We start from the raw sequence: 24,194 nt of genomic DNA, 5'->3' as shown, positions 1-24,194 counted from the left end.
TTGGCGGCAACTGCGTTGCCGATCGCAGCCTCGCTCACGCTCGGCAGCGGCTACGGGAAGCGCGGCATGCTTCGATTTTTAGAACGCATCGCCGCTCGGGTCAGCGCTTGTCTTCCACCCGCGCCTGGCTGGCGCTCCAGTCGGTCAACAGGCTGTAGGCCACGGCCAGCAGGGTCGGGCCGATGAACAGGCCGATAAAGCCGAACGCGATCAGGCCACCGAAGACGCCGAGCAGGACGATCACCAGCGGCAGGTTGCCGCCGCGGCTGATCAGGTAGGGTTTGAGCACGTTGTCGACGCCGCTGATGATGAAGGTGCCCCAGATGCCGAGGAACACCGCCATCCCGTACTCGCCTTTCCAGGCCAGCCAGGCGGTGGCGGGCACCCACACCAACGGGGGGCCCATGGGAATCAGGCTGAGCAGGAACGTCACGATCCCCAGCACCAGCGCGCCGGGCACCCCGGCGATCAGGAAACCGACCAGGGCCAGGATCGCCTGCGCTGCCGCGGTGCCGATCACCCCGTTGACCACCCGTTGCACCGTCCCGGCCACCAGTTCGATGTAGTAGCCGGCGCGGTCGCCGATCAGCCGCTCCAGCAGCCGATGGACGAAGGTCGCCAGGCGCGGGCCGTCGCGATAGAAGAAAAACACGAAGACGATGCTCAGCGTCAGTTCGAGGATCCCGCCGCCAATCTGCGCGCTGCGCGCCAGCAGCCAATTGCCGACCTGCCCCAGGTAAGGCTTGACCGCCACCATCAGCGCCGCGCCCTGCTGGTCGATGCTGTTCCACAACCCGACCAGCCGCCCGCCGACAACAGGCACGGTCGCCAGCCAGGCCGGCGCCTCGGGCAGGCCATCGACCTGGACATCCTTGATAAAACCCGTAGCGTCGCGCACATGGTCGGCCAGGTTGAGGCCGAGCCACACCAGCGGCGCCGCCACCAGCAACATCCAGCCCAGGGTCAGCACCGCCGCGGCCAGGGACTCGCGGCCATGCAGCCAGCGGGTCAGCAAGCGCATCAGCGGCCAGCTGGCGAACGCCAGGACCGCTCCCCAGAACAACGCGGACCAGAACGGCGCCATGACCCAGAAACTGGCACCGAACAGCACCAGAAGCAGGATCTGCACCAGCAGGCGATCATTATTGAGCATATGGATTCTCGAGAAAGGTCAACTCAACCAGCGTAGGCGAACGGCAGCGCGTTCACCCAGGCCGGTTCCCTACAGCAGTGCGATGCAACGACTCAGCGCAACAGTTCCAGGCGCAGGCCCGGGGCCTTGTCGTCCCCGGTTTCCATGCGCGCCGCCCGTACGCCCTGGCCGATCAGGGCCTGGCGCCAGGCTTCGGCGTTCGCGCCGGAGACACTGACCCGCAACGTGGTATCCAGATTCAACCCGCGCGACAACAACATCAGCCAGGTCGGCTGGGGATCGCCCGCGAGCCTGGGCAAGTCCAGCTCGCCGGTGTCCTTGAGCTGGCGCAACAGCGTGGCCGAGGTCGGCAACAACTCGCCCAGCGGCGTACTGGCGTCGAATTGCTCGACATGCAGGTACGCCCGGCGATTGCCCCGGGTGATGCTGTACAGGGCCACCAGCGATTGCTCGTTGGGCGCGGCCAGGCGCAGCAGCAGATACGCCTGCTGGGCATCGGCACCGTACAGCTTGGCATTGCCGAACACCTCGTTGGCCCACAGGCTGCTTTCCCCGCAATCCCGTGCCTGGCACCAGAACAACAGTTCGGCGCCCTGCCCTTGCAAGGCTTCGCGGGCGGCGGTAAAGGCCGCGGTCGAGGAATGTTCCGGCGGCAATTCGTAGGTCACCGAAGTGGTGGTGCCCCGCGCACCGACCTGGCCGTCGAAACGCAGCTGCCCGCTGATCTTGCGGATCGAGCCCATGGGGTAGATCCGCTCCATCTCGGCGGGGGCGCGGTAATCGACGATCTGCGCGTCGGTCATGCGCGGCACGATCGGCAGGTCATGGCTGCCGGGCAAATCGGCGGCGAACAGCAAGGGGCTGGTGCAGGACAACAGCAGGACAGTGAATAGACGCATGGGTGCTCTCATCGGATCAGCATGGCCTGGGCGCCCTTGATGACGCTGGCGTCATCCGTGCGCTGCGGAACCAGCAGCCCGCGCTGCACCGCCGGACGCGCCTCGAGGGTCGCCATCCAGCGTTGCAGGGCCGTCAGCCCATCGACCGGGACCCCGGACCATTCATGGCCGCGCACCCACGGGAAGGTGGCGATATCGGCAATGCTGTAGTCGCCGGCGAGGAATTCGACCTGCTGCAAGCGCGTGTCGAGCACCTCGTACAGGCGCCGGGTTTCATGTTGGTAACGATCGATGGCGCCCTGCAGTTTTTCCGGGAAATAGCGGAAGAACACGTTGGCCTGGCCCTGCATCGGGCCGATGCCGCCCATCTGGAACATCAGCCACTGGATCGCCAACGAACGGCCCTTGGGGTCGCCGGGCAACAGCTGCCCGCTGAGTTCAGCCAGGTAGATGAGAATCGCGCCAGACTCGAACACGGCAAAATCGCCATTGGCGCGGTCGACAATGGCCGGGATCCGGCCATTGGGATTGATCTTGAGAAAGCCTGGAGCCTTTTGTTCCTTCTTGTCGAAGCTCAGGGCATGCACCGTATAAGGCAGGCCGAGCTCCTCGAGCACGATAGAGACCTTGTGGCCATTCGGGGTCGCAGCGGTGTAGAGATCTATCATGGTTGTCTCCCATTTCAACCCGCCCAGCCTCGACAGTTGCCCGCGGCAAGTCAAGAAACGGCGAAAAACCTATTGAAACAGTCTGCAACAAGCGTGGCACCGGTCTCGTCGTTCAGGTGCAGGTGGTGGCCACCGGGCAGCTGTTCCCGACCGAAGGGTAGCCGCTCCAGCAATTCCGGGTGCTTGGCCAGCATGCCGTCGGCTGCCACCACCAGGTGGGCCGGGCAGGCCACGCGCTGGACGAAGGCCATGGCCTGGTCCTCGGTCAGGCGCAAGGGCGACGCCAGGGTCAGGCGGCTGTCGCTGCGCCAGGTATAGCCCCCGGGGACCGGCATCAGGCCGCGCTGGGCGAGCAGTTCGGCGGCTTCCCGGCTGACCGCGACCAGGCCCTTCATCCGCGCTTCGATGGCCCGGTCCAGGGTGGCATAGACCGGCTTGCGCTTGTCTCGCAAGTCCAGTTGGGCCTGCAGGGCCATGCCCATGCGTTCGGCGGCGTTTTCCCCGCTGGCGGTCGGAGGAATCACCCCGTCGATCAACGCCAGATGGCTCACCCGCTCGGGCAACGAGCCGGCCAGCACCAGCGACACGATCGCGCCCAGGGAGTGCCCGAGCAGGGCAAAACGTTTCCAGCCCAGTTGCTCGGCGACCTGCAACACATCGTGCGCGTAATCCCAGAGCGCATAGCCGGCCCCCAACGGCCGATGCCCGGAATGACCATGCCCGGCCATGTCCAGGGCAACGATACGCAAGCCCGGTAGCCGGGGCGCCAGCCGCGCAAAACTGTTGGCGTTATCCAGCCAGCCGTGCAGGGCGATCACCGGCAGGCCATCCTCCGGGCCGAACAGATGCGCCGCCAGTTCGATATGCGGCAGGCTCAGGCGGACTTCCTCGACCGCGGGACTCACGCGCAGCTCCGTGCATGCCGGGCATCCCAGCGGCTGAAGAGCTTTTTCAACAGGGCCGCGGTGTCCTGCGGGCGCTCCAGCGGGAACATGTGTCCGCCCGGCATGCTCAGGGACTCGCCATGGGGCAGGCGCCCGACGCTGCTGGCGTGGTGTTTCATCACCACCCGGCTCTGGCGTCCGCGCACCACCGCCAGCGGCACCTTCAACTGCCGGGGGCGCCCCGGGCTGGTGTGGGGCACGCCGCGATAGATGCTGATCTCGGTGGCCGGGTCGAAACGCAGGCGCAGCCGGCCGTCGACCTGATGCAGGCCATGTTGCAGGTACGCGTCGAAACACTCGGGGTCGAAACCGCGGAACAGGGTCTTGCCGGCAAAATACCGGCGCGCCGCCTCCAGGTCGCTGAATTCCTCGCGGCGGCCCAGGGTCCGGCCGGCCGGGGTCAGGCGATCGATAAAGCCGAAACGCTTGGCGGCGCGGATCACCCATTGATCGGCGCGGGTCAGCACGGGCGAATCGAGCATCACCACGCCGCGATACAACTCGGGGCAACGCAGCGCCGCATGCAGGTGCAGCACCCCGCCGAAGGAATGGCCGACGCCCCACACCGGCTCGGCTTGCTGCTGCAGATGGTGGATCAGTTCGTCCACCAGGTTCAGCCAGTTATCGTCCGCCGGAAACCGTGGATCGTGGGCATGCTGCTGCAAATGCGCCACCTCGTATTCGGGCGCCAGGGCGGCGAACAACTTGCCGTAGGTCCCCGAGGGGAACCCGTTGGCGTGAGCGAAAAACACCTGTTGCGACATACCGGCAAACTCATCGACAAAAAACGATGGCTGATTGTCCGCAAGCCGCTACCCGGCGGCAATGACACTAACGGTCAAAAATGATGACACTCAGCCTCTGCCTATGGAGCCCCTCAGCCGTTCGGCGGCGTCTGCCCCAGCGGCACCACGGCCATGGTCAGGCGCGATATGCAGCTGGCCTTGCCTTCGTCGCTGGTCAGGCGGATGTCCCAGACATGGGTGGTGCGGCCGATATGAATCGCCCTGGCCACCGCCGTCACCCGCCCGGAGCGCAGGCCGCGCAGGTGGTTGGCGTTGATTTCCAGGCCCACGCAATAGAATTTGCTGGCATCGATGCACAGGTAACTGGCCATGGAGCCAACCGACTCCGCCAGCACCACCGAGGCACCGCCATGCAGCAAGCCATAGGGCTGATGGGTGCGGTGGTCGACCACCATGCTGGCGGTCAGCGACTCGTCGTCGAAAGACTCGAAACGGATATCCAGCACCTCGCCGATGGTGTTTTTCTGGATCGCGTTCAACTGCTCGATATTCGGGGTGGTACGCCACAGGCTCATCACGGCTTCCTTTTTATGGTGGTTATCCGCGCTCAATCCTGCCACAGCACGGCCTCGGAACGCTCGCTCCACTCTTTAAACCGTTCACCGTACGTGGCTTCGATGACATTGCGCTTGATCTTCAGGGTCGGCGTGAGGAAGCCGTTTTCCACCGCCCAGCTGTCTTTCACCACCACCAGGCGGTGCAGGCGCTCATGCTTGTCGAGCAGGCCATTGACCTCCTCGAGCAGGCTTTCCAGGCTCGCGTGCAGGCCACTGCGGGCACCGCCGGCCGCGTCCTGCAGGCCGGCGGCGGACAGCACGCACAGGCCCAGCGGCGCACTCAGGCCATCACCGACCACACACACCTGCTCGATCCGCGAATGCACCGCCAGCCGGTTCTCGATCGGCGCCGGGGCCACGTACTTGCCCTTGCTGGTCTTGAAGATTTCCTTGAGCCGCCCGGTCAGGCGCAGATTGCCGTCGGCGTCCTGCTCGCCCTTGTCGCCGGTGCGCAGGAAACCGTCCTCGGTGACGGTTTCCGCGGTTTTCTGCGGGTCCTTGAAATAACCCAGCATGGTCGCCCCACTGCGCACCTGGACTTCTCCGGCCTCGTCGATCCGTACCTCGACATCCGGGCAGGGCCGGCCAATCCAGCCGGGGACGTGCTGCCCGCTGCGACCGATATGGGAATAACCGCAACTCTCGGTCATGCCATACACCTCGAGCACGTCGAGGCCCAGGCGCTGATACCAGTCCAACAGGGTTTGCGGCACCGGCGCCGCGCCGGACAAGGCCACCCGCAGCGCATCCAGCCCGAGCCCCGCCAGCACCTTGCGCCCTACCCGCTTGCCGATGATCGGCAGGCCCAGGAGAAAGTCCAGGCGCCGGGCCGGAACCTTGCCGTACACGCCCATCTGGAACTTGGTCCAGATCCGGGGCACGCCGAACAACGCCGTGGGCCGCGCCCGCCGCAGGTCGGCGAGGAAGGTGTCCAGGCTCTCGGCGAAGAACACCGTCTGCCCGGTGTAGATCGCCGCCAGCTCGACGAACATGCGCTCGGCCACGTGGCACAGCGGCAGGTAGGACAGCAGGCGGTCGTCCGGCCCCAGGCCGAACAGCTGGGTGCCGCGGGTGGCCGCGAACCCCAGGGTGCCGAAGCTGTGCATCACGCCCTTGGGCAGGCCGGTGGTGCCCGAGGTGTAGATGATGGTCGCCAGGTGCTCGGCGGCCGGGCTCGGATCGTCCTGGATCGGCGAGCACTGCTGCAAATCGCTCCAGCTGAAGTCGAAGCGGCCTTCGGGGCAGAGCGGCAGGCTGATGGTGGGCAGCCCGGGTTTCACCCCCGGCGCCATCGCCGGCCAGTCGTCGAGCTTGCCGATGAATACCAGGGCCGACTCCGAATGCTCCAGCACCTGGGCCACCGAGTCGGCGGTGAGGTTGGGATACAGCGGCACGGAGACGTGACCGGCCATCCAGATGGCCAGGTCGGCGATGATCCAGTGGGCGCAGTTCTTGGAGATGATCGCGACATGGCTGCCCGGCGGCAGTTCGCGGGCACGCAGCCAGTGGGCGGCGCAGCGGGCCTGGTGGCCGACGTCGGCCCAGGTCAGCTCTTCGACCCGGCCACCGCCCAGGGGCTGGACCAGGAAACGTTGGCGGGGATGACGAGCTTCGCGCTCGTAGAACACTTCCAGCGGCAAACGAAAAGCGGCAGACATGCGACGCGCTCCTTTGTTTTTATTCTGATCGTGAAACTAGCCAACCAAGCACTTGCTCGGGCGACTATTCCACGCACAAAGGAGGGCCGCAAGTTAAGAAATGTAGCGAGAGACGACGCTGCAGGAGCGGGCGGTCCGACCTGCCCGCGATAGCCACGCTATGGAACGCCTGGGATACCGCGTCATCGTTCATCGCGAGCAAGCTGCGCTCCTACAGTCGATCGCAGCACGGCAGCGGCACCGTTCTTGATCGGCATTGGCTATAAGCCTGAGGCCGCGGTGCGTCAGTTGGAGTGCATGGCCCGGATTTGCGCCTGCGTTGCAGGCGATCGCAGCCTCGCCGGGGCTCGGCAGCGGCTACAGGTTGAGGGGGGGACGATAAATCGGGGGTGTGCCGCGATTCCCGTAGCCGCTGCCGAGCGTGAGCGAGGCTGCGATCGGCCGCGCAGAGCGGACGCCAAGCCAGACAACGCGGGGCATCAGATTAATTGGAGATATCGCCCCTGCGTCTGCTGCGCAGACGATCGCAGCCTCGCCGGGGCTCGGCAGCGGCTACAGGTTGAGGGGGGCGATAAATCGGGGGGTGTGCCGCGATTCCCGTAGCCGCTGCCGAGCGTGAGCGAGGCTGCGATCGGCCGCGCAGCGGACGCCAAGCCAGGCGACGCGGGGCATCAGATTAATTGGAGATATCGCCCCTGCGTCTGCTGCGCAGACGATCGCAGCCTCGCCGGGGCTCGGCAGCGGCTACAGGTTTGGGGTGGGCGATAAATCGAGGGGCGCCACGATTCCCGTAGCCGCTGCCAAGCGTGAGCGAGGCTGCGATCGGCCGCGCAGCGGACGCCAAGCCAGACAACGCGGGCTCAGGGGTTCCTGATGCCGTTGAGGGTCATCAGGCCGGCCAACGGCCAGTCGCCCTGGAGCTCCGCCAGGCCCGCAGTATGCATCGGCTGGGGATGGCGCAGATGGCCGTGCTGCAAGAGGCCGATCAGGTTGCCCACCAGCGGTTGATGGCTGACCAGCAGCACGTTGTCCGCCGAGTCGAGCTGGGCGACCACCGACAGTGGATTGCTGTCGGGCGTCAGCCAGGGCACGGTGCGGATCTCCCCTTCGAAGCCCAGGGCCTGGCGTACCAGCCCCGCAGTCTGCTGGGCCCGCGCATAAGGGCTGGCGATGATCGCGCTGAGCGGCTGGCCGATCAGGTGCGCCGCGCTGCGCAGGGCTTCCTCGCGGCCATGGGCGGTCAGGTTGCGCTCGGCATCGCTGCGCGCATGGGGTTCGGCTTCTCCGTGGCGCAGCACCCAGAGCTTCACAGCTTGGGCTCCTCGTCGCGCGCCGGGTGTGGAGCCGGCGGCACCACGTGCGGCGCTTCGCCCTCAGGCGCCCGCGGTGCTGGCCAGTCGGCGAACGGCCAGGGTTTCTGGTCGGTATGGAAACTGCCGAAACGGCCGATCTGCGCCAGGAACTGGCTCAGGCTGTCGCCGAAGTTCATCAGGCTGGCACTCGGCGAGCCGTAGATCAGCCGGTAGATCAGTTGCACCAGCACCAGCGCGCCGAGGATGAATTGCGCCACTTGCCAGACCAGCACGAATACCAGCATCCATAACACGCGCAACAGGATGGATTCGTACCGGGCCTCGGAATTCGTATCGTTCATGTCTCGCTCCTGCCCTGCTCAGTTGAAACCACTGGTGGAGATAAAGTCGACGTCGGTCTTCGGTTCGCCGCGCATCAGCAGCTCGATGACCTGGTTCAGCGTGCGCCCCTCGAACAGGATGGCATGCAATCCGGCTACCAGCGGCATATAGACGCCTACTTCCTGCGCCTTGACCTTGAGCACCTTGAGGGTGTTCACACCTTCGGCCACCTCGCCGAGACGATCCACCGCCTCGGTCAGGCTCAGGCCTTCGCCGAGGGCGAAACCGACCTGATAGTTGCGGCTCTTGGGCGACGAGCAGGTGACGATCAGGTCGCCGACCCCCGCCAGGCCGAGGAAGGTCATGGGGTTGGCGCCCTGGCTGACGGCGAACCGGGTCATTTCCGCCAGGGCGCGGGTAATCAGCATGCTCTTGGTGTTTTCCCCCATGCCCAGCGCCACCGCCATGCCGGCGATGATCGCGTAGACGTTTTTCAGGGCGCCGCCCAGCTCGACGCCAAAGCGGTCGGCGCTGGCATAGACGCGGAAGGTACGGCCATGCAACGCGGCCTGGACCCGCTGGCAAAGTTCTTCGTCTTCGCTGGCGATCACGGTGGCGGTCAGGGCGTGCTCGGCCACCTCGCGGGCCAGGTTCGGCCCCGACAGCACGCCGATCCGCGCTTGCGGGGCGATGTCTTCGAGGATCTCGCTCATCAGCTTGAAGGTCTGCGCCTCGATGCCCTTGGTCAGGCTGACCAGCAGCTTGCCGGCGAGCAGTTGCGCATGGGGCGCCAGCACCGCGCGCAGGGCGCTGGAAGGCAAGGCGACGAAACACAGGTCACTGTCGTTCAGGGTGGCCAGCAGGTCGGTCACCGGCTCCACCGCCGGATGCACCTTGATGCCTTTGAGGTAGCGTGGATTCTCGCGATGCGTGCGAATGGCCTCCGCCTGCTGCGGGTCGCGCATCCATTGCCGCACCCGATGGCCGTTCTCGGCCAGCAGATTGGCCACGGCGGTGCCAAAACTTCCGCCTCCCAGGACCGCGATAGGGCGCTGTTCAGTCATATGCAATCCGTCAATCCATACAGTGGCGATGGCGGCATTATACGGGGCGGCCCTGCGGCGGCCAGCCCTCTGAACAATTAGGTACAAATGCCGGGAAAAAGCCGATTAGAACGTGGATTGTCGGGGTTATCGACTGGAAAACCCGATCATCTCGGTTAACATGCGCGGCAATTATTCGTTATCAAGGCTGTGCCGTGCATCCTGGCCCTCCCCTCTCCCGCTCATCGCTGTTGCTGGCACTGGTTTGCAGCACCCCGGCGCTGGCCGACGACCTGTTCCTGGACAGCCAGCCGCTGCCGGAAGTCCTCACCGCCACGCGCCTGAAACAATCCCCCGCGGCCGTGCCCGGGAGCATGACCGTGCTCGACAGCGAACTGATCGGCGCCAGCGGCGCCCGAGACATCAGCGAGTTGCTGCGCCTGGTGCCGGGAATGATGGTCGGCAATATCAGCGGCAACCAGCCGACGGTGAACTATCACGGCACCAACGCCAGCGTAGCCCGGCGCATGCAGGTGCTGATCGACGGGCGCTCGGTGTACCGCGCGGGCCTGGCCACCGTGGACTGGAGCGACATCCCGGTGGCCATGGAAGATATCGAGCGCATCGAGGTGTTCCGCGGCCCCAATACCGTCAGTTATGGCGCCAATGCGCTGATGGCGGTGGTCAACATCATCACCCGCTCGCCCGCCAACAGCCATGGCACGCGCATCAAGGTCACCCGCGGCCAGCGTGGCATCCGCGACTGGTACGCCAGCCAGGGCACCGGCTGGGGAACCGGCGACCTGCGCCTGTCGCTGTCCGGGCAGGAAGACGACGGCTTCGACAGCGACCGCAACGGCGCCGACTACCGCGACAGCCGGCGCTTGAACCGCTTCAGCCTGTCGGTCAGCCAGATGCTCGACGAGCGCCAGAGCATCGACTGGCAGCTCAGCGCCAAGGAAGGCAGCAACCAGCGCCCCTACACCTACCGCCCGGTGTTCTCCGGGATCACCTCGGCCGGCTACAACTCCGACGTGATCGCCAAGGACTATGCCGGGTCGCTGCGCTGGAACCTCGACATCAACCCGGAACACAGCCTTTATATACAGGGCTCGGCCCAGCACTGGGATCGCCAGCAGAACTGGCGCGCCTGCGACGCCGAAGTGTCGTTCAGCCCGGAACTGACCCGGCTCTGGCAGCTCAACCCGAACTACGCCGAACGGCTGGCCCGGCACATGGAAAACTTCACCGGTGCCGGCGCCCCGCCAGGCACCGCGGCCGAACAGGCCCTGGCCAACCAGGTGCTGGGGCAATGGAAGGACGGCGCCAAGCGCACCGTCTGCGGCGACATCGACCAGAGCGCCCGCGAATCGCGCTACGACCTCGAATTGCAGGACACCCTGAGCCTGTCCGACAGCGTACGGCTGGTCAGCGGCCTGAACTATCGCTACGACCGCGCCGACTCAGAAACCTACTTCAACGGCACCCTCGACTACAGCACCTGGCGGGCCTTCGGCCAGCTGGAATGGCGGGCCAGCGAACACTGGCTGCTACAGGGCGGCGCCATGTTCGAGGATTCGCAACAAAGCGGCAGCTCGCTGACCCCGCGGATGGCGGTCAACTACCTGATCAACCCGCGCCATGGCCTGCGGGCGGTGTACTCGGAGGCGATCCGCTCGCCGGACATGTTCGAGAACAACGTCAACTGGAGCTACCGGGTGACCAAGCTGAACCCGACCGCCTTCGGCCAGCCCAGCGCCCAGTACTTCGTCAAGACCCGCGGCCCGGGCGATCTCGAGCAGGAACACATGCGTTCGCGGGAGCTGGGCTATAACGGCTTTTTCGTCGATATCGGGCTGAGCCTCGATGTGAAGCTGTTCCACGACGAAATCACCGGGATGATCAGCGAGCCGCTGCGCAACAACCAGTACATCGCCAGCAACAGCAACACCTCCCGTTTCACCGGCACGGAAACCCAGCTGGACTGGCGCCTGAGCCCGGCGGACCGGCTGCGCCTGACCTATGCCTATGTCGATGCCGAGGCCAGCAATCCACTGGACCAGCAACTGACCGCGCGCCACAGCGGCTCGGCGGGCTGGCTGCGCGACTGGGGCCGGGGCTGGTCCAGCGCCCTCTTCTATTACGGGGACAACGCGCTCAACGGTTACCGCTTCGAGCGCGTCGATACCCGCATCGCCAAGCGCATCCCGCTGGGCAAGGGCAGCCTGGAGCTGGCCGGCGTGCTCCAGCAACGCCTCGACAACGAGCCCACCACCTTCGTCGACAACCATTACGACTCGCGACACGTCCTCTACTTCAGCGCGGAGCTGGCGTTCTAAGATGAACCGGTTCGGGGTCTGCCTGCTGCTGTTCTGTTGCCTCTGGGGAGCGCTCCCCGCCGGGGCGGCCCAGGTGTTGCTGACCGGCGCCGAAGACAGCCCCGGCGTGCAGGCCTTCGCCCAGGCCCTGGCGCGCCAGCGGCCCGAGGACCAGGTGCGCTTCGAACCCCTGGCCAACCTGCCCGCCCCCAGCCGGTTGCCCGCGGGCACCCGGCTGATCCTGCTCGACCCGGCCAGCCTCGAGTGGCGTCGCCAGGACAGCCAGGGCCCCGCCACACTGGTGCTGCGCATTGGCCGCATCCAGGCGCAACAACGCCTGGGGACCAGCGCCTCGCCCCGGCTCAGCCTGCTATGGAGCGATCCACCCCCAGGGCGCCAATTGCAATTGATCCGCCAGGTGCTCCCGCAGGCACGGCGCATCGGCGTGCTCTACGGCGCCGAAAGCGAGTTCCTGCTCGCGGAACTGCACCAGAGCGCCCGGACCCTGGGGCTGGAAATCGTCGCCGAACGCTGGGACGACACCACTGACAGCCGCCCCTTGCAGAACCTGCTGAAAAACAGCGATGTCCTGCTGGGGCTCGACGACCCGCAGCTGTACAACCCGCAAACCGCGAAGAACCTGCTGCTGAGCAGCTATGCCCGGCAACTGGCGCTGATCGGCCCGAATGCCGGGTTCGTCAAGGCCGGCAGCCTGGCCAGTACCTACAGCGACCAGGAAGACTGGCTGCTGGTGCTCGACGATTTGCTGGACCGGCCGACGAACCACTGGCCGCGAACCCTGTATCCGCAACCGTTCAAGGTGTTGAGCAACCCGCAAGTGGCACGCTCCCTGGGTGTCGAACCGATTGACGAGCAATCGGTGGCGACCCAGCTGGCCGAAGGAGAAAAACGCCCATGACCTTCCGTCGCCGTTGGGACATCAGTACCCGCACCCAGATCATCTGCCTCGGCCCGGCCCTGTTGCTGACCCTGCTGCTGATCAGCTTCTTTACCTTCGTGCGGATCCAGGACCTGCGCCAGGAGCTGAACCACACCGGGCAACTGATCGCCAACCAGCTGGCGCCCGCCACCGAGTACGGGGTGATCTCGGGCAACAGCGAAGGCCTGGAGAGCCTGCTCAAGGCCACCCTGGCCACGCCCCACGTGCGTTTTCTCGAGGTCCAGGACAGCCGCAACCATATCCTGGTGTACGTCGAGCAGCCTTCGGAGACGCACAACCGCTCGCAGCAGGTCGAAGTGTTCCAGGCCCCGGTGCGCCTGCAACGCATCCAGCTCAGCAACGACTTCTTCCAGGACGACCCGGGCGCCAGCGCTACGCCCAACAGCGACTACCTGGGACGGGTGATCGTCGGCATGTCCAACGATGCCTTCAGCCAGCGCCAGCAGGAGATCCTGTTCAAGGCCGGCATCCTCGCGCTGTTCGCCCTGTTGTTCAGCTTCCTCCTGGCGCGGCGCCTGGCGGCCAGCCTGTCGCAGCCGATCAGCGCCATGGGCACCGCGGTCAAGGCCATTCAACAAGGCGACTTCAAGACCCCGCTGCCGATCGTCGACGACGCCGAGCTGGGCGATCTGTCACGGCATATCAACAACCTCGCGGCCGGCCTCGAACAGGCCAGCCGCGAGCAGCAGCAGGCCATGGCCCAGTTGATCCAGACCCGCGAGGAAGCGGAACGGGCGAACAATGCCAAGTCGGACTTCCTGGCGATGATGAGCCACGAGCTGCGCACCCCGATGAATGGCGTACTGGGCATGCTGCAACTGCTCGAGACCACACAAATGACCGCGGAGCAGAGCGAATACGCGGCGCTGGCCTCCGAATCAACCGAGCATCTGCTCAAGGTGATCAACGATATTCTCGACTTCTCGCGCATCGAACGTTCGGCCCTGGAACTGGAGCACATCCCGTTCAATCTCGCCGACCTGATCGGCAGTTCGGCCCAGGCCTTCCAGCATAGCGCCGCGCAGCGCGGGCTGGACCTGCAACTGCGGCTCGCGCCCGGCATGGAGTCGCTGCAGGTCAAGGGCGACCCGACGCGCATCCGCCAGATCCTGGTGAACCTGATCGGCAACGCGCTGAAGTTCACCGAACAGGGCAGCGTCGGCATCGAGGCGCAGTGGCAGTCCCTGGACCACGAGCTGCTGTGGTTCACCTGCACGGTGCGCGACAGTGGGATCGGCATCAGCTCGCAAAGCCTGGAGCTGATGTTCAACGCCTTCCAGCAGGCCGACAGCTCGATTTCCCGGCGTTACGGCGGCACCGGCCTGGGCCTGCCGATCGCCCGTACCCTGGCCGAACGCATGGGCGGCACCCTGCGCGCCCAGAGCGAGGAAGGCCGCGGTTCGGTGTTCACCCTGGAGATTCCCCTGGCGCTCTATCAGCAGAGCCTGCCGGTACTGGCGCCGCGGGTCAGCACCGGGCACGCCCAGGGCGAGGGACGCAACGTGCTGCTGGTGGAGGACAACCCGGTCAACCAGACGGTGATCCAGGCCATGCTGCGCAGCCTGGGCTTTTCGGTCAGCGTCGCCACCGACGGCGCCCAGGCCGTGCGCAGCGCCGAGAGCCTGATCTTCGAAGCCATCCTGATGGACTGCCGGCTGCCCCTGATCGACGGCTACGAGGCCACCCGACAGATCCGCCAACTGCCCGGATGCGCCGACCTGCCGATCATCGCCCTGACCGCCAATGCCTTGCAGGGCGACCGCGAAGCGTGCCTGGCGGCGGGAATGAACGATTACCTGGCCAAGCCGTTCAAACGCACGGATCTGCAGCAAATTCTCCAACGTTGGGTGCAGTAGCGGGGATTTATCGACCATCTGCGACTGGCGTGGAGGGCGAAAGTGCGGCAGTCTTAGGCACCCGAACAGGCCCCTTCCAGGGTCTGTATAATAATTTCAGTGCACAAGTGTACATTCATGTCCCTTGTGCTGTGACTTTCACCACAACGCAATAGTCTATGAGTAGGCTGCCGGCTCGAGGCATGAACGCTTCGATCGGCCGGGAAGATTTGCCCCACCCTGCCGCATGGGACTATTGAGGAGCTCGCATGACCAAACAAAACGCCTTTACTCGGGAAGATCTGCTGCGCTGCAGTCGCGGTGAGCTGTTCGGCCCAGGTAACGCGCAACTGCCCGCCCCGAACATGCTGATGGTGGATCGCATCACTCACATCAGCCAGGAGGGTGGCAAGTACGGCAAAGGTGAATTGGTCGCCGAGCTGGATATCAACCCGGACCTGTGGTTCTTCGCCTGCCATTTCGAAGGCGATCCGGTGATGCCGGGCTGCCTGGGCCTCGATGCCATGTGGCAACTGGTCGGCTTCTTCCTGGGCTGGCAGGGCCTGCCGGGCCGCGGTCGTGCCCTGGGTTCGGGCGAAGTGAAGTTCTTTGGCCAGGTACTGCCGACCGCCAAGAAAGTCACCTATAACATTCATATCAAGCGCGTCCTGAAGGGCAAGCTGAACCTGGCCATCGCCGACGGTTCGGTAGCTGTCGACGGTCGCGAAATCTACACCGCCGAAGGCCTCCGGGTCGGCGTGTTCACCTCCACAGACGACTTCTAAGGGTTATCCGCATGCGCCGCGTCGTTATCACTGGTCTGGGCATCGTTTCGTGCCTGGGCAATGACAAAGAGACTGTCTCCGCTAACCTGCGTGCTAGCCGCCCTGGCATCCGCTTCAACCCGGAATATGCCGAAATGGGTCTGCGCAGCCAGGTTTCCGGCTCCATCGACCTCAATCTCGAAGAGCTGATCGATCGCAAGATCTATCGCTTCGTCGGTCACGCGGCGGCCTACGCCTACCTGGCCATGAAAGACGCCATCACCGACTCCGGCCTGACCGAAGAGCAGGTATCCAACCCGCGCACCGGCCTGATCGCCGGCTCCGGCGGCGCCTCCACCCTGAACCAGATGGAAGCGCTGGACATCCTGCGCGAAAAAGGCGTCAAGCGCGTTGGCCCGTACCGCGTCACGCGGACCATGAGCAGCACCGTCTCCGCGTGCCTGGCCACCCCGTTCAAGATCAAGGGCCTGAACTATTCCATCGCGTCCGCCTGCGCCACCAGTGCCCACTGCATCGGTACCGCCATGGAGCAGATCCAGATGGGCAAGCAGGACATCGTGTTCGCCGGCGGCGGTGAAGAAGAGCACTGGAGCCAGTCGTTCCTGTTCGACGCCATGGGCGCCCTGTCCAGCAAGCGCAACGACACTCCGGAACAAGCTTCCCGCGCCTACGACGCCGATCGTGACGGTTTCGTCATCGCCGGCGGCGGCGGCATGGTCGTGGTCGAGGAGCTGGAACACGCTCTGGCCCGCGGCGCGAAGATCTACGCGGAAATCGTTGGCTACGGCGCGACTTCCGACGGCTACGACATGGTGGCACCAAGCGGTGAAGGCGCGATCCGCTGCATGCAGATGGCCATGTCCACTGTCGATACCCCGATCGACTACCTGAACACCCACGGCACCTCCACTCCGGTCGGCGACGTCGCGGAAATGAAAGGCGTGCGCGAAGTGTTCGGCGACAAGGCTCCGGCCATCAGCTCGACCAAGAGCCTGTCGGGTCACTCCCTGGGCGCCGCCGGCGTTCACGAAGCGATCTACTGCATGCTGATGATGGAAGGCAACTTCATTGCCGGTTCGGCCAACATCGACGAGCTGGATCCGGAAGTGGCCGATCTGCCGGTGCTGACCAAGACCCGCGAAAACGCCACCATCAACACCGTGATGAGCAACAGCTTCGGCTTCGGCGGCACCAACGCCACCCTGGTCCTGAAGCGCTGGCAGGGCAAGTAAGCCCCGCTTTCGCCCAATAAAAAACGCCCCGACTGGTTCGGGGCGTTTTTTATTGGGCTGAAAAATATCGCGCCTAGACCGAGAACCGCGCCACCAGCGCATTCAGGTCCACCGCCAGCCGCGACAGTTCCTGGCTCGCGGCGCTGGTCTGGTTGGCCCCGGCCGAGGTCTGCAGCGCCAGGTCGCGGATGTTCATCAGGTTGCGATCCACCTCGCGCGCCACCGCCGCCTGCTCCTCCGAAGCGCTGGCGATCACCGTGTTGCGCTCGTTGATCAGGGTGATCGCCCCGGCAATTTCCTCCAGCGCCGCCCCGGCCGCCTTGGCCAGCTCCAGGGTCGAGCGGGCCCGGCTGTTGCTCTGCTGCATGGAGCTGACAGCCTGGTCGGTGCCTTGCTGGATGCCGCCGATCATCTGCTCGATTTCCTGGGTCGATTGCTGGGTGCGATGGGCCAACGCCCGCACCTCGTCCGCCACCACCGCGAAACCACGCCCGGCGTCACCGGCCCGGGCCGCTTCGATCGCCGCGTTCAGGGCCAGCAGGTTGGTCTGCTCGGCCACCGAGCGAATCACGTCGAGCACCTTGCTGATGCCGTACACCTTCTGCGCCAGCTCTTCGACCTGGCTGGCGTTGGCGGTCACATCCTCGGCCAGGGACTCGATGGACAGCACCGTCTGCTGCACCTGCTCGCGCCCATGCTGGGCGATCCGGTCGGACTGGCGCGACGCTTCGGATGTCGCCACCGCATTGCTGGCCACCTCCTCCACCGCGGCGGTCATCTGGTTCACCGCCGTCGCCGCCTGTTCGATTTCCTGGCTTTGCTGATGCAGGCCGCGAGTCGCGTCCTCGGTCACACAATTGAGTTCTTCGGACGCGGAGGCCAGCTGGCTGGAGGAGTCGGCAATGCGCCGGATGGTTTCGCGCAGGCTGTGCTGCATGGCCTTGAGCGCGTGCAGCAGGCGGGCCGGCTCGTCCTTGCCGTGGATGCGGATGTCTTCGGTCAGGTCGCCGCCAGCCACCACTTCGGCCACGTTCAGCGACTGCGCGAGCGGCAGCACGATGCTGCGGGTCAGCAGCAAGGCCAGGACAATGGTCATCAGGCCGGCCACCACGATCATGACGACGACCCAGACCTTGGCCTTGCCGAACACGCCCCGAGCCAGTTCGGTGGCCAGGTTAGCGTTATCCCGGTTCAGTTCCACCAGCTCGTGGAGGGTGCCCGCCAACTCGTCGGCCAACTGGCTCATTTCGCCGTTGACCACCGCGATCGCGTCCTCTACCCGCCCCTTCTGGGACAACGCCACCACCTCATTCTGATGCTCGAGGTAGCGCTTCTCGGCGGCCTTGAAACGATCGAACAGCACACGCTCCTGCGGCAGCACGATCAACGCGTCGTAGCGCTCCTGTGCCGCGCTCATGCCGCGCTTGATCTCATTGAGCTTGCTTTCGTTCTGCGCCAGGGCCTGGGGGTTGCGGTTGATCAACAGGCGCAGGGTCAGTGCGCGGATCCGCAGCAGATCCTGATTCATCTCACCGACTGCCATCACACTGGGCAACCAGTTGTTGTCGACCTCGTCGGACTGCGCGCGCATGTTCGACATTTGCAGCAGGGCGAACGCCCCCAGGCCAAACACCATCAGCGCCAGCAGGCCGAAGCCCAGGCCCGCGCGCGGTGCAATGTTGAGACTTCTGATGCTCATTCTCCGGTTCCTTCCAAAAGCGCTGCATTCGCCATGCAGCGGGCTGCTCTTGAAAGTATCGGGTCGCGGAAAATTTGCTTAAGACGAAAACGTGATATCAAAACGCCCAAGCACTTCGATGCCTGGGCATAAACGTTTCAGCGTACGGTAAAACGCTGCTGTGCCAACAGGCGGTCGCCCTGGAACACCATGAAGCGCCATTCGCCGGGAATCGCTTCGTGGGTCTCGGTGAACTCGTAAGCCATGATGTCCTGCGGCGCGCCGGGCACCAGCTTCTGGGTCACTTCGAACTTGTCGTGGCGCTGGCCGTCCGGGGTGCGGATACCCGGCGTGAAATACAGCAGGGTCAGTGGCACGTCGTCGGCCACCTTGCCCACCAGTTGATAACGCAGGCCGAACTTGGTGCCTAGCCGGGCAGGCACGATCTCGGTCCGCTCGATGCTTTCATTGCTACGGCGCAGCATCCGCTCACCCGACTGCAAGGCGGCCTTGGGCCCCTCGAACACACCATATTCCACCGGACCTTCGACACGGACTTCGGCACTAACTTGGGAAGTGCCCAGGCCACTGAGCATCATCAGCGCCGCCAACGCGCTTAAACGGGTGAGGTGCATATCGCGCTCCTTGATTGAGATGGCGCGAGCCTATGACGCCGGCATGACAGGCTGATGACAAACCTGCTGCGGCGGCCGCATCGAGCGATATCAGCGGGGACGGGGAAGAACGGCCAGGAAGTTGTCGCGCGCCACCTTGCGCGCCACCTCGGGCGGCAAGGCATCGAGGAACGGGTCGAAAGCGCGCATTTCCCGTCCCAGCCTGGCGAACCGCCCGACCACGTCCGAGCCCAGCATGAAACGCTCGGGAAAGCGTTCCACCAGCTTGACCCACTCCGGCCTCGGCACGCCCTGCTCATCCAGCAGATAGGGGCGCAGCACGCTCCATGACAGGTCGATATAGAGATTGGGATAGGCCTCGAGCAGGCGCGTCAGGGTCGGCAGGAGGAAATCCAGCTGCGTCTGGTGGCGGTGGACTTCCAGGCTGGTGCCGGCATGAGCCCAGATGAACCGCGTGTGGGGATGGTTGCGCAGTGGCTCTTCGACTTCCGCCAGGTACAGCGGGTTCTTCTCGCGCTTGGAGGTGATGTTGGAATGCAGCAGCACCGGCAGGTCGTGCTCCGCCGCCAGGTGATAGATACGCGTCATGGCTTCGTTATTGGCCCGCGGCGTATCGCCGGAGGTCAGCGCGGTCAGGTCGTCGTGCCGGGTGAAGATCTCGCCGATGCCCTGCCACAGCCCCGGATAGAGGTCGAGCATGCGCTGGATATGGGCGTCGGAGTTCTTGTCGTTGGGATTGAAGCCGGACAGGAACGGATGAAAGTACTGGCGCTGCTCGGGGGCCAGGCGGCTCACCGCGGCGGCGACTATCACGTCGGTGGCGCTGTACCAGTAGGCATCCGCGTCGTCGCCGGCGTAATAGCGCGGGCGCTTGGGTTCGTCCTCATGCCATTTCTTGGCCACCGGGATTCCGGAAATCATCACATGCTCGATGCGGTTGTCGGCCATGGCCCGCAGCAGTTTGTCCATGCCCGCCGACTCCTGGAAAAAGTCCACGTAATGCAGGTGGGCGTCGCTGTAGACATAGTCGCGGGCCTGGGCCACGGCATTCGGCAGCAGCACCAGCAAGGCGCTCAGGTAGATCCAGGGCATCGGCAGCTCCAGTCGGTTCACCGGGGGGTAGACCGCGGCGCGCGCGGCGCGGTTCAGAAAAAGGGGAACGCATGGGGAGCGCAATGCTCTATAACTGCAACAGCTTTTTCCATGTCCGTTCCGTGTTTTCATCACTGCCCGAGGCCCACCATGACTATCACCGTCAACACCGAGTCCAGCGAAGGTTTCCGTCACAGCATCCAGATCGACGATCACCAATTGTTCGCCGACCTGCCCAAGACCCTGGGCGGCGAAGGCTCAGCCCCCGAACCCCACGATTTCTTCGATGCCGCGCTGGGCGCCTGCAAGGCCCTGACCCTCAAGCTGTACGCACAGAAGAAGGAGATTCCGCTCACCGGCGTCACGGTCGAGGTCAAGCACGACAATAGCCAGGAGCAGAAAGGCAAGTACGGCCTGCACGTCAAGCTGACCCTCAAGGGTGTGCTGACCGATGCCCAGCGCGAGGAGCTGCACCGCGTGGCCGACCGCTGCCCGATACACAAGCTGATGACCACCGCCGAGGTCAGCATCGAGACCCACCTCTCCGAAGGCGCGTTCAGCCAGTAACGCCACGGCGGGCCGATCGGGTTATGCTCGCGGGCACGACCCGATCAGCCTGGAATGCCCCATGAACACACCACTCGTGATCCGCCCTCGCGTCGAGGACGTCGAAGGCCAACCCATCCTGCGCCCGCTGCCCTCGGCCCAATGCCGCAGCGTTGGGCCTTTCGTGTTTTTCGATCACATGCTGCCCACCCGCTACCCGGCGGGCAAAGGCATGAACATCCGCCAGCATCCGCATATCGGCCTGTCCACCTTGACCTACCTGTTCCAGGGCCAAATCCAGCACAAGGACAGCCTGGGTTCCGACCAGGTGGTGAACCAGGGCGACGTCAGCTGGATGACCGCCGGCAGCGCCATCGCCCATGTCGAGCGTACTCCGCAGGCGCTGCTCGACAGCGACTTCAGCATGCACGGCCTGCAGGTCTGGCTGGCCTCCCCCAAAGCTCAGGAACAGGGGCCCGGGCACTACAGCCACCACCCGGCCGCGACCTTGCCGGTCAGCGACAACCTCGGCGTGAGCATCCGCATGATCGCCGGCAACGGCTTCTGCCTGGAGTCGCCGGTCCCGGTGCTCTCCCCGACCCTGTACGCCGAACTGCGGTTGCAGACCGCGACCACCCTGCTGATCCCCGCCGAACATGCAGAGCGCGCCCTGTATGTGCTCGACGGCGAAGCCCAGCTGGACGGCGAACCGATCGAGCCGCACGCGCTGGTGGTCCTGCCGGCCGGCACCACCCCGACCCTGTCTGCCGACAGCGACTGCCACGCCGTGCTGTTCGGCGGCGCGCCGCTGGACGGGCCGCGGCGGATCAACTGGAACTTCGTTTCCAGCGACCCAGCGCGCATCGACGAAGCCCGCCAGCGCTGGGCCGCCGGCGACTGGCCGCAGGTGCCGGGAGAAAGCGAACGCATCGAATTGCCCAAGGCCAAAGGTTCGCCGCAACCCCTGTAGCGGCTGGCGTCCGGCGCTGCGCAGCACCGCCGCCATGGCCAGCGATCGACCTCGCGCGGTTGCGGGTAGCGGGATCCCGGCCTATGGTCCTTGCGATGCATTGCCCGCGACCGGCGCACGACGACTCGTCGCCGGTTGTCCATTCAGCGCCATAAGCGCAGTGAGGTCATACATGCCGAACGACTCCCGTCCCGCCGTGCTCGAACTGATTGGCAACACGCCCCTGGTGCGTGTCACTCGGTTCGATACCGGCCCCTGTACCCTGTTTCTCAAGCTGGAATCGCAGAACCCCGGCGGTTCGATCAAGGACCGCATCGGCCTGGCGATGATCGACGCCGCCGAACGCGACGGCCGCCTGCAACCCGGCGGCACCATAGTCGAGGCCACCGCCGGCAACACCGGCCTCGGCCTGGCCCTGGTCGGCCGGGCCAAGGGTTATCGGGTGGTGCTGGTGGTGCCGGACAAGATGTCCACCGAGAAGGTCCTGCACCTGAAAGCGATGGGCGCCGAAGTGCACATCACCCGCTCCGACGTCGGCAAGGGCCACCCGGATTACTACCAGGACGTCGCCGCACGCCTGACCCGGGACATTCCCGGCGCCTTCTTCGCCGACCAGTTCAACAACCCGGCCAACCCCCTGGCCCATGAATGCAGCACCGCGCCGGAAATCTGGGCGCAGACCCAGCACGATGTCGACGCCATAGTCGTCGGCGTCGGTTCGTCCGGCACCCTGACCGGGCTGACCCGCTTCTTCCGCCGCGTACAGCCGGACCTGGAAATGGTGCTGGCCGACCCGGTGGGCTCGGTCATGGCCGAATACAGCCGCAGCGGTGCCCTGGACACGCCCGGTTCCTGGGCCGTGGAAGGCATCGGCGAAGACTTCGTGCCGTCCATCGCCGACGTCTCCAGCGTGCGCAAGGCTTACTCGATCAGCGACGAGGAAAGCTTCGAACACGCCCGCCAGCTGCTGCGCGCCGAGGGCATTCTCGCCGGCTCCTCGACCGGCACCCTGCTGGCGGCGGCGCTGCGCTACTGCCGCGAGCAGACCACGCCGAAACGGGTGGTCAGCTTCGTCTGCGACACCGGCACCCGCTACCTGTCGAAGGTCTACAACGACCAATGGATGAACGATCAGGGCCTGCTGCGGCGCAAGGGCTACGGCGACCTGCGCGACCTGATCGCCCGACGCTTCGAGGATGGCCGGGTGATCAGCGTGGGGCCGGACGACACCCTGCTCACCGCCTTCCAGCGCATGCGCCTGGCCGACGTCTCGCAACTGCCGGTGCTGGTGGACGGGCAGCGGCTGGTCGGCGTGATCGACGAATCGGACATCCTGCTGGGCGTACACGAAGACGCCGCGCACTTTCGCAAGACCGTGGCCAGCGCCATGACCGATCAACTGGAAACCCTGCCTCCCAGCGCCAGCCTGGCGCAACTGGAGGCGGAGCTCGACCGCGGCTTCGTGGCGATCATCGCCGATGCCTCGGGCTTCCATGGCCTGATTACCCGCGTCGACATGCTCAACCACCTGCGGAGATCGCTCCCATGAGTCACCACGATGAAACCGGCGCACCGCGCGCCTTCGCCACGCGGGTCATCCACGCCGGGCAGGCGCCGGACCCGACCACCGGGGCGTTGATGCCGCCGATCTACGCCAATTCCACCTACGCCCAGCAGAGCCCCGGGGTGCACAAGGGCCTGGACTATGGACGCTCGCACAACCCCACGCGCTGGGCGCTGGAACGCTGCGTGGCCGACCTCGAGAGCGGCACCCAGGCTTTCGCCTTCGCCTCCGGGCTGGCGGCGATCTCCAGCGTGCTGGAGCTGCTCGATGCCGGCGCGCACATCGTCTCCGGCAACGACCTGTACGGCGGTACGTTCCGTCTGTTCGAGCGGGTCCGCCGGCGCAGCGCCGGGCATCGTTTCAGCTTCGTCGACCTGTCCGACCTTGCGGCCTTCGAAGCGGCGCTGCAGGACGATACACGGATGGTCATGGTCGAAACCCCGAGCAATCCGCTGCTGCGTCTCACCGATCTGGCCGCCATCGCCCGTATCTGCCGGGCCCGGGGCATCATCTGCGTCGCCGACAACACCTTCGCCAGTCCGTGGATCCAGCGCCCGCTGGAGCTGGGCTTCGATATCGTGCTGCACTCGACGACCAAATACCTGAACGGCCATTCCGACGTGATCGGCGGCATCGCAGTGGTCGGCCAGAATCCCGACCTGGCCGAGCGCCTGGGCTTCCTGCAGAACGCGGTAGGCGCCATCGCCGGGCCGTTCGACGCCTTCCTCACCCTGCGCGGAGTGAAGACCCTGGCGCTGCGCATGGAGCGCCACTGCAGCAATGCCCTGGAGCTGGCGCAATGGCTGGAGCGCCAGCCGCAAGTGGCGCGGGTCTATTACCCGGGCCTGGCGTCGCACCCGCAGCATGAATTGGCGCGACGGCAGATGCGCGGTTTCGGCGGGATGATTTCCCTCGACCTGGACTGCGACCTGGCCGGCGCCCGGCGCTTCCTCGAAAACGTGCGGATCTTCGCCCTGGCCGAAAGCCTGGGGGGCGTGGAAAGCCTGATCGAGCACCCGGCGATCATGACTCACGCCAGCATCCCCGCCGAAACCCGCGCCCAGCTGGGCATCGGCGATGGGCTGGTGCGTCTGTCGGTGGGGGTCGAGGATGTCGAGGACCTGCGCGCCGACCTGGCCCAGGCGCTGGCGCGGATCTGACGAGAGCGGCCGCGACAAAAAAGCCCGCTGTGCCCCAAGGCACAGCGGGCTTTTTT

22 protein-coding genes and 1 pseudogene are annotated in these 24,194 nt (G+C 65.5%); 9 read left to right on the top strand and 14 right to left on the bottom strand.

Going from position 1 to position 24,194, the window contains the following annotated elements; genetic code table 11:
- Positions 1-100: 100 nt before the first annotated feature.
- From TO66_RS08730 to TO66_RS08685, 10 genes are all read right to left on the bottom strand, one after another.
- Complete coding sequence (locus TO66_RS08730) at positions 101-1,153, bottom strand: AI-2E family transporter (protein WP_044461959.1); 1,053 nt, start codon at positions 1,151-1,153, stop codon at positions 101-103.
- Between the two features lie 92 nt (positions 1,154-1,245).
- Positions 1,246-2,052, bottom strand: a complete 807-nt coding sequence (locus tag TO66_RS08725; RefSeq protein ID WP_044461958.1) for a DUF4892 domain-containing protein — start codon at positions 2,050-2,052, stop codon at positions 1,246-1,248.
- An 8-nt stretch (positions 2,053-2,060) separates the two neighbouring features.
- Positions 2,061-2,720 carry a glutathione S-transferase family protein gene (locus tag TO66_RS08720; RefSeq protein WP_044461957.1) on the bottom strand — a complete coding sequence of 220 codons (660 nt, stop codon included), beginning with the start codon at positions 2,718-2,720 and terminating at the stop codon, positions 2,061-2,063.
- Between the two features lie 50 nt (positions 2,721-2,770).
- Positions 2,771-3,625 carry an alpha/beta hydrolase gene (locus tag TO66_RS08715; protein ID WP_044461956.1) on the bottom strand — a complete coding sequence of 285 codons (855 nt, stop codon included), beginning with the start codon at positions 3,623-3,625 and terminating at the stop codon, positions 2,771-2,773.
- Complete coding sequence (locus TO66_RS08710) at positions 3,622-4,428, bottom strand: alpha/beta fold hydrolase (protein WP_044461955.1); 807 nt, start codon at positions 4,426-4,428, stop codon at positions 3,622-3,624. Before TO66_RS08710 ends, TO66_RS08715 begins: the two co-directional genes overlap by 4 nt.
- A gap of 113 nt (positions 4,429-4,541) precedes the next feature.
- Entirely contained in the window at positions 4,542-4,985 is a 444-nt protein-coding gene (locus tag TO66_RS08705; RefSeq protein WP_044461954.1) for a hotdog fold thioesterase, read from the bottom strand.
- Between the two features lie 32 nt (positions 4,986-5,017).
- A complete protein-coding gene (locus TO66_RS08700) occupies positions 5,018-6,685 on the bottom strand; it encodes an AMP-binding protein (RefSeq protein ID WP_044461953.1) in 1,668 nt (555 codons plus the stop codon).
- An 860-nt stretch (positions 6,686-7,545) separates the two neighbouring features.
- Positions 7,546-7,995, bottom strand: a complete 450-nt coding sequence (gene sixA / locus TO66_RS08695; protein WP_044461952.1) for a phosphohistidine phosphatase SixA — start codon at positions 7,993-7,995, stop codon at positions 7,546-7,548.
- Positions 7,992-8,339, bottom strand: coding sequence for a DUF4389 domain-containing protein (locus TO66_RS08690; RefSeq protein WP_044461951.1), 348 nt, complete (start codon positions 8,337-8,339; stop codon positions 7,992-7,994). Before TO66_RS08690 ends, sixA begins: the two co-directional genes overlap by 4 nt.
- Positions 8,340-8,357: 18 nt before the next feature.
- Entirely contained in the window at positions 8,358-9,383 is a 1,026-nt protein-coding gene (locus tag TO66_RS08685) for an NAD(P)H-dependent glycerol-3-phosphate dehydrogenase (RefSeq protein ID WP_044461950.1), read from the bottom strand.
- 194 nt (positions 9,384-9,577) lie between these two features.
- Here TO66_RS08685 and TO66_RS08680 point away from each other — a divergent pair, with 194 nt between their 5' ends.
- From TO66_RS08680 to fabB, 5 genes are all read left to right on the top strand, one after another.
- Positions 9,578-11,701, top strand: a complete 2,124-nt coding sequence (locus TO66_RS08680; RefSeq protein ID WP_044461949.1) for a TonB-dependent siderophore receptor — start codon at positions 9,578-9,580, stop codon at positions 11,699-11,701.
- Position 11,702: 1 nt separating this feature from the next.
- The gene (locus tag TO66_RS08675) at positions 11,703-12,599 is read left to right on the top strand and encodes an ABC transporter substrate-binding protein (RefSeq protein ID WP_044461948.1); all 897 of its coding nucleotides are present in this window, start codon (positions 11,703-11,705) and stop codon (positions 12,597-12,599) included.
- The gene (locus tag TO66_RS08670) at positions 12,596-14,497 is read left to right on the top strand and encodes an ATP-binding protein (protein ID WP_044461947.1); all 1,902 of its coding nucleotides are present in this window, start codon (positions 12,596-12,598) and stop codon (positions 14,495-14,497) included. Before TO66_RS08675 ends, TO66_RS08670 begins: the two co-directional genes overlap by 4 nt.
- A gap of 248 nt (positions 14,498-14,745) precedes the next feature.
- Entirely contained in the window at positions 14,746-15,261 is a 516-nt protein-coding gene (gene fabA / locus TO66_RS08665; RefSeq protein ID WP_044461946.1) for a 3-hydroxyacyl-[acyl-carrier-protein] dehydratase FabA, read from the top strand.
- 11 nt (positions 15,262-15,272) lie between these two features.
- On the top strand, positions 15,273-16,493 hold the full coding sequence (gene fabB, locus TO66_RS08660; protein ID WP_044461945.1) for a beta-ketoacyl-ACP synthase I: 1,221 nt from the start codon (positions 15,273-15,275) through the stop codon (positions 16,491-16,493).
- A 73-nt stretch (positions 16,494-16,566) separates the two neighbouring features.
- Here fabB and TO66_RS34255 read toward each other — a convergent pair whose 3' ends face one another.
- The 4 genes and pseudogenes from TO66_RS34255 to TO66_RS08645 all read right to left on the bottom strand — a co-directional run bounded on the left by TO66_RS34255 (position 16,567) and on the right by TO66_RS08645 (position 19,898).
- Positions 16,567-17,430, bottom strand: coding sequence for a methyl-accepting chemotaxis protein (locus TO66_RS34255; RefSeq protein WP_409077188.1), 864 nt, complete (start codon positions 17,428-17,430; stop codon positions 16,567-16,569).
- Positions 17,422-18,192 (bottom strand): annotated as a pseudogene (locus TO66_RS34250) (MCP four helix bundle domain-containing protein); the annotation flags it as partial. The pseudogene TO66_RS34250 and the gene TO66_RS34255, both read right to left, overlap by 9 nt.
- Positions 18,193-18,329: 137 nt before the next feature.
- Positions 18,330-18,806 (bottom strand): DUF3859 domain-containing protein, encoded by a 477-nt coding sequence (locus TO66_RS08650; RefSeq protein ID WP_044461943.1) that lies wholly within the window; start codon positions 18,804-18,806, stop codon positions 18,330-18,332.
- 90 nt (positions 18,807-18,896) lie between these two features.
- Positions 18,897-19,898, bottom strand: coding sequence for an amidohydrolase family protein (locus tag TO66_RS08645; RefSeq protein ID WP_044461942.1), 1,002 nt, complete (start codon positions 19,896-19,898; stop codon positions 18,897-18,899).
- Between the two features lie 150 nt (positions 19,899-20,048).
- Here TO66_RS08645 and TO66_RS08640 point away from each other — a divergent pair, with 150 nt between their 5' ends.
- The 4 genes from TO66_RS08640 to TO66_RS08625 all read left to right on the top strand — a co-directional run bounded on the left by TO66_RS08640 (position 20,049) and on the right by TO66_RS08625 (position 24,138).
- The gene (locus tag TO66_RS08640; protein ID WP_044461941.1) at positions 20,049-20,465 is read left to right on the top strand and encodes an OsmC family protein; all 417 of its coding nucleotides are present in this window, start codon (positions 20,049-20,051) and stop codon (positions 20,463-20,465) included.
- 61 nt (positions 20,466-20,526) lie between these two features.
- Positions 20,527-21,414: a pirin family protein gene (locus TO66_RS08635; RefSeq protein ID WP_044461940.1), complete on the top strand. Its 888-nt coding sequence runs from the start codon at positions 20,527-20,529 to the stop codon at positions 21,412-21,414.
- Between the two features lie 172 nt (positions 21,415-21,586).
- Positions 21,587-22,963, top strand: a complete 1,377-nt coding sequence (locus TO66_RS08630) for a pyridoxal-phosphate dependent enzyme (RefSeq protein WP_044461939.1) — start codon at positions 21,587-21,589, stop codon at positions 22,961-22,963.
- Positions 22,960-24,138 carry a PLP-dependent aspartate aminotransferase family protein gene (locus TO66_RS08625; RefSeq protein ID WP_044461938.1) on the top strand — a complete coding sequence of 393 codons (1,179 nt, stop codon included), beginning with the start codon at positions 22,960-22,962 and terminating at the stop codon, positions 24,136-24,138. The genes TO66_RS08630 and TO66_RS08625 overlap by 4 nt, the downstream gene beginning before the upstream one ends.
- Positions 24,139-24,194 lie beyond the last annotated feature (56 nt).

The sequence above is a fragment of the Pseudomonas sp. MRSN 12121 genome, assembly GCF_000931465.1.
GTDB lineage: Bacteria > Pseudomonadota > Gammaproteobacteria > Pseudomonadales > Pseudomonadaceae > Aquipseudomonas.
Note: the sequence above shows the minus strand (reverse complement) of the source record. Positions and strands in the feature narration are given on the sequence as shown.

Coding starts and splice junctions, on each gene's coding strand:
- TO66_RS08730 (WP_044461959.1), bottom strand. CDS start 1,153: ATGCTCAATAATGATCGCCTGCTGGTGCAGATCCTGCTTCTGGTGCTG.
- TO66_RS08725 (WP_044461958.1), bottom strand. CDS start 2,052: ATGCGTCTATTCACTGTCCTGCTGTTGTCCTGCACCAGCCCCTTGCTG.
- TO66_RS08720 (WP_044461957.1), bottom strand. CDS start 2,720: ATGATAGATCTCTACACCGCTGCGACCCCGAATGGCCACAAGGTCTCT.
- TO66_RS08710 (WP_044461955.1), bottom strand. CDS start 4,428: ATGTCGCAACAGGTGTTTTTCGCTCACGCCAACGGGTTCCCCTCGGGG.
- TO66_RS08705 (WP_044461954.1), bottom strand. CDS start 4,985: ATGAGCCTGTGGCGTACCACCCCGAATATCGAGCAGTTGAACGCGATC.
- TO66_RS08700 (WP_044461953.1), bottom strand. CDS start 6,685: ATGTCTGCCGCTTTTCGTTTGCCGCTGGAAGTGTTCTACGAGCGCGAA.
- TO66_RS08690 (WP_044461951.1), bottom strand. CDS start 8,339: ATGAACGATACGAATTCCGAGGCCCGGTACGAATCCATCCTGTTGCGC.
- TO66_RS08685 (WP_044461950.1), bottom strand. CDS start 9,383: ATGACTGAACAGCGCCCTATCGCGGTCCTGGGAGGCGGAAGTTTTGGC.
- TO66_RS08675 (WP_044461948.1), top strand. CDS start 11,703: ATGAACCGGTTCGGGGTCTGCCTGCTGCTGTTCTGTTGCCTCTGGGGA.
- TO66_RS08670 (WP_044461947.1), top strand. CDS start 12,596: ATGACCTTCCGTCGCCGTTGGGACATCAGTACCCGCACCCAGATCATC.
- fabA (WP_044461946.1), top strand. CDS start 14,746: ATGACCAAACAAAACGCCTTTACTCGGGAAGATCTGCTGCGCTGCAGT.
- fabB (WP_044461945.1), top strand. CDS start 15,273: ATGCGCCGCGTCGTTATCACTGGTCTGGGCATCGTTTCGTGCCTGGGC.
- TO66_RS34255 (WP_409077188.1), bottom strand. CDS start 17,430: ATGCAGCACAGCCTGCGCGAAACCATCCGGCGCATTGCCGACTCCTCC.
- TO66_RS08650 (WP_044461943.1), bottom strand. CDS start 18,806: ATGCACCTCACCCGTTTAAGCGCGTTGGCGGCGCTGATGATGCTCAGT.
- TO66_RS08645 (WP_044461942.1), bottom strand. CDS start 19,898: ATGCCCTGGATCTACCTGAGCGCCTTGCTGGTGCTGCTGCCGAATGCC.
- TO66_RS08640 (WP_044461941.1), top strand. CDS start 20,049: ATGACTATCACCGTCAACACCGAGTCCAGCGAAGGTTTCCGTCACAGC.
- TO66_RS08635 (WP_044461940.1), top strand. CDS start 20,527: ATGAACACACCACTCGTGATCCGCCCTCGCGTCGAGGACGTCGAAGGC.
- TO66_RS08630 (WP_044461939.1), top strand. CDS start 21,587: ATGCCGAACGACTCCCGTCCCGCCGTGCTCGAACTGATTGGCAACACG.
- TO66_RS08625 (WP_044461938.1), top strand. CDS start 22,960: ATGAGTCACCACGATGAAACCGGCGCACCGCGCGCCTTCGCCACGCGG.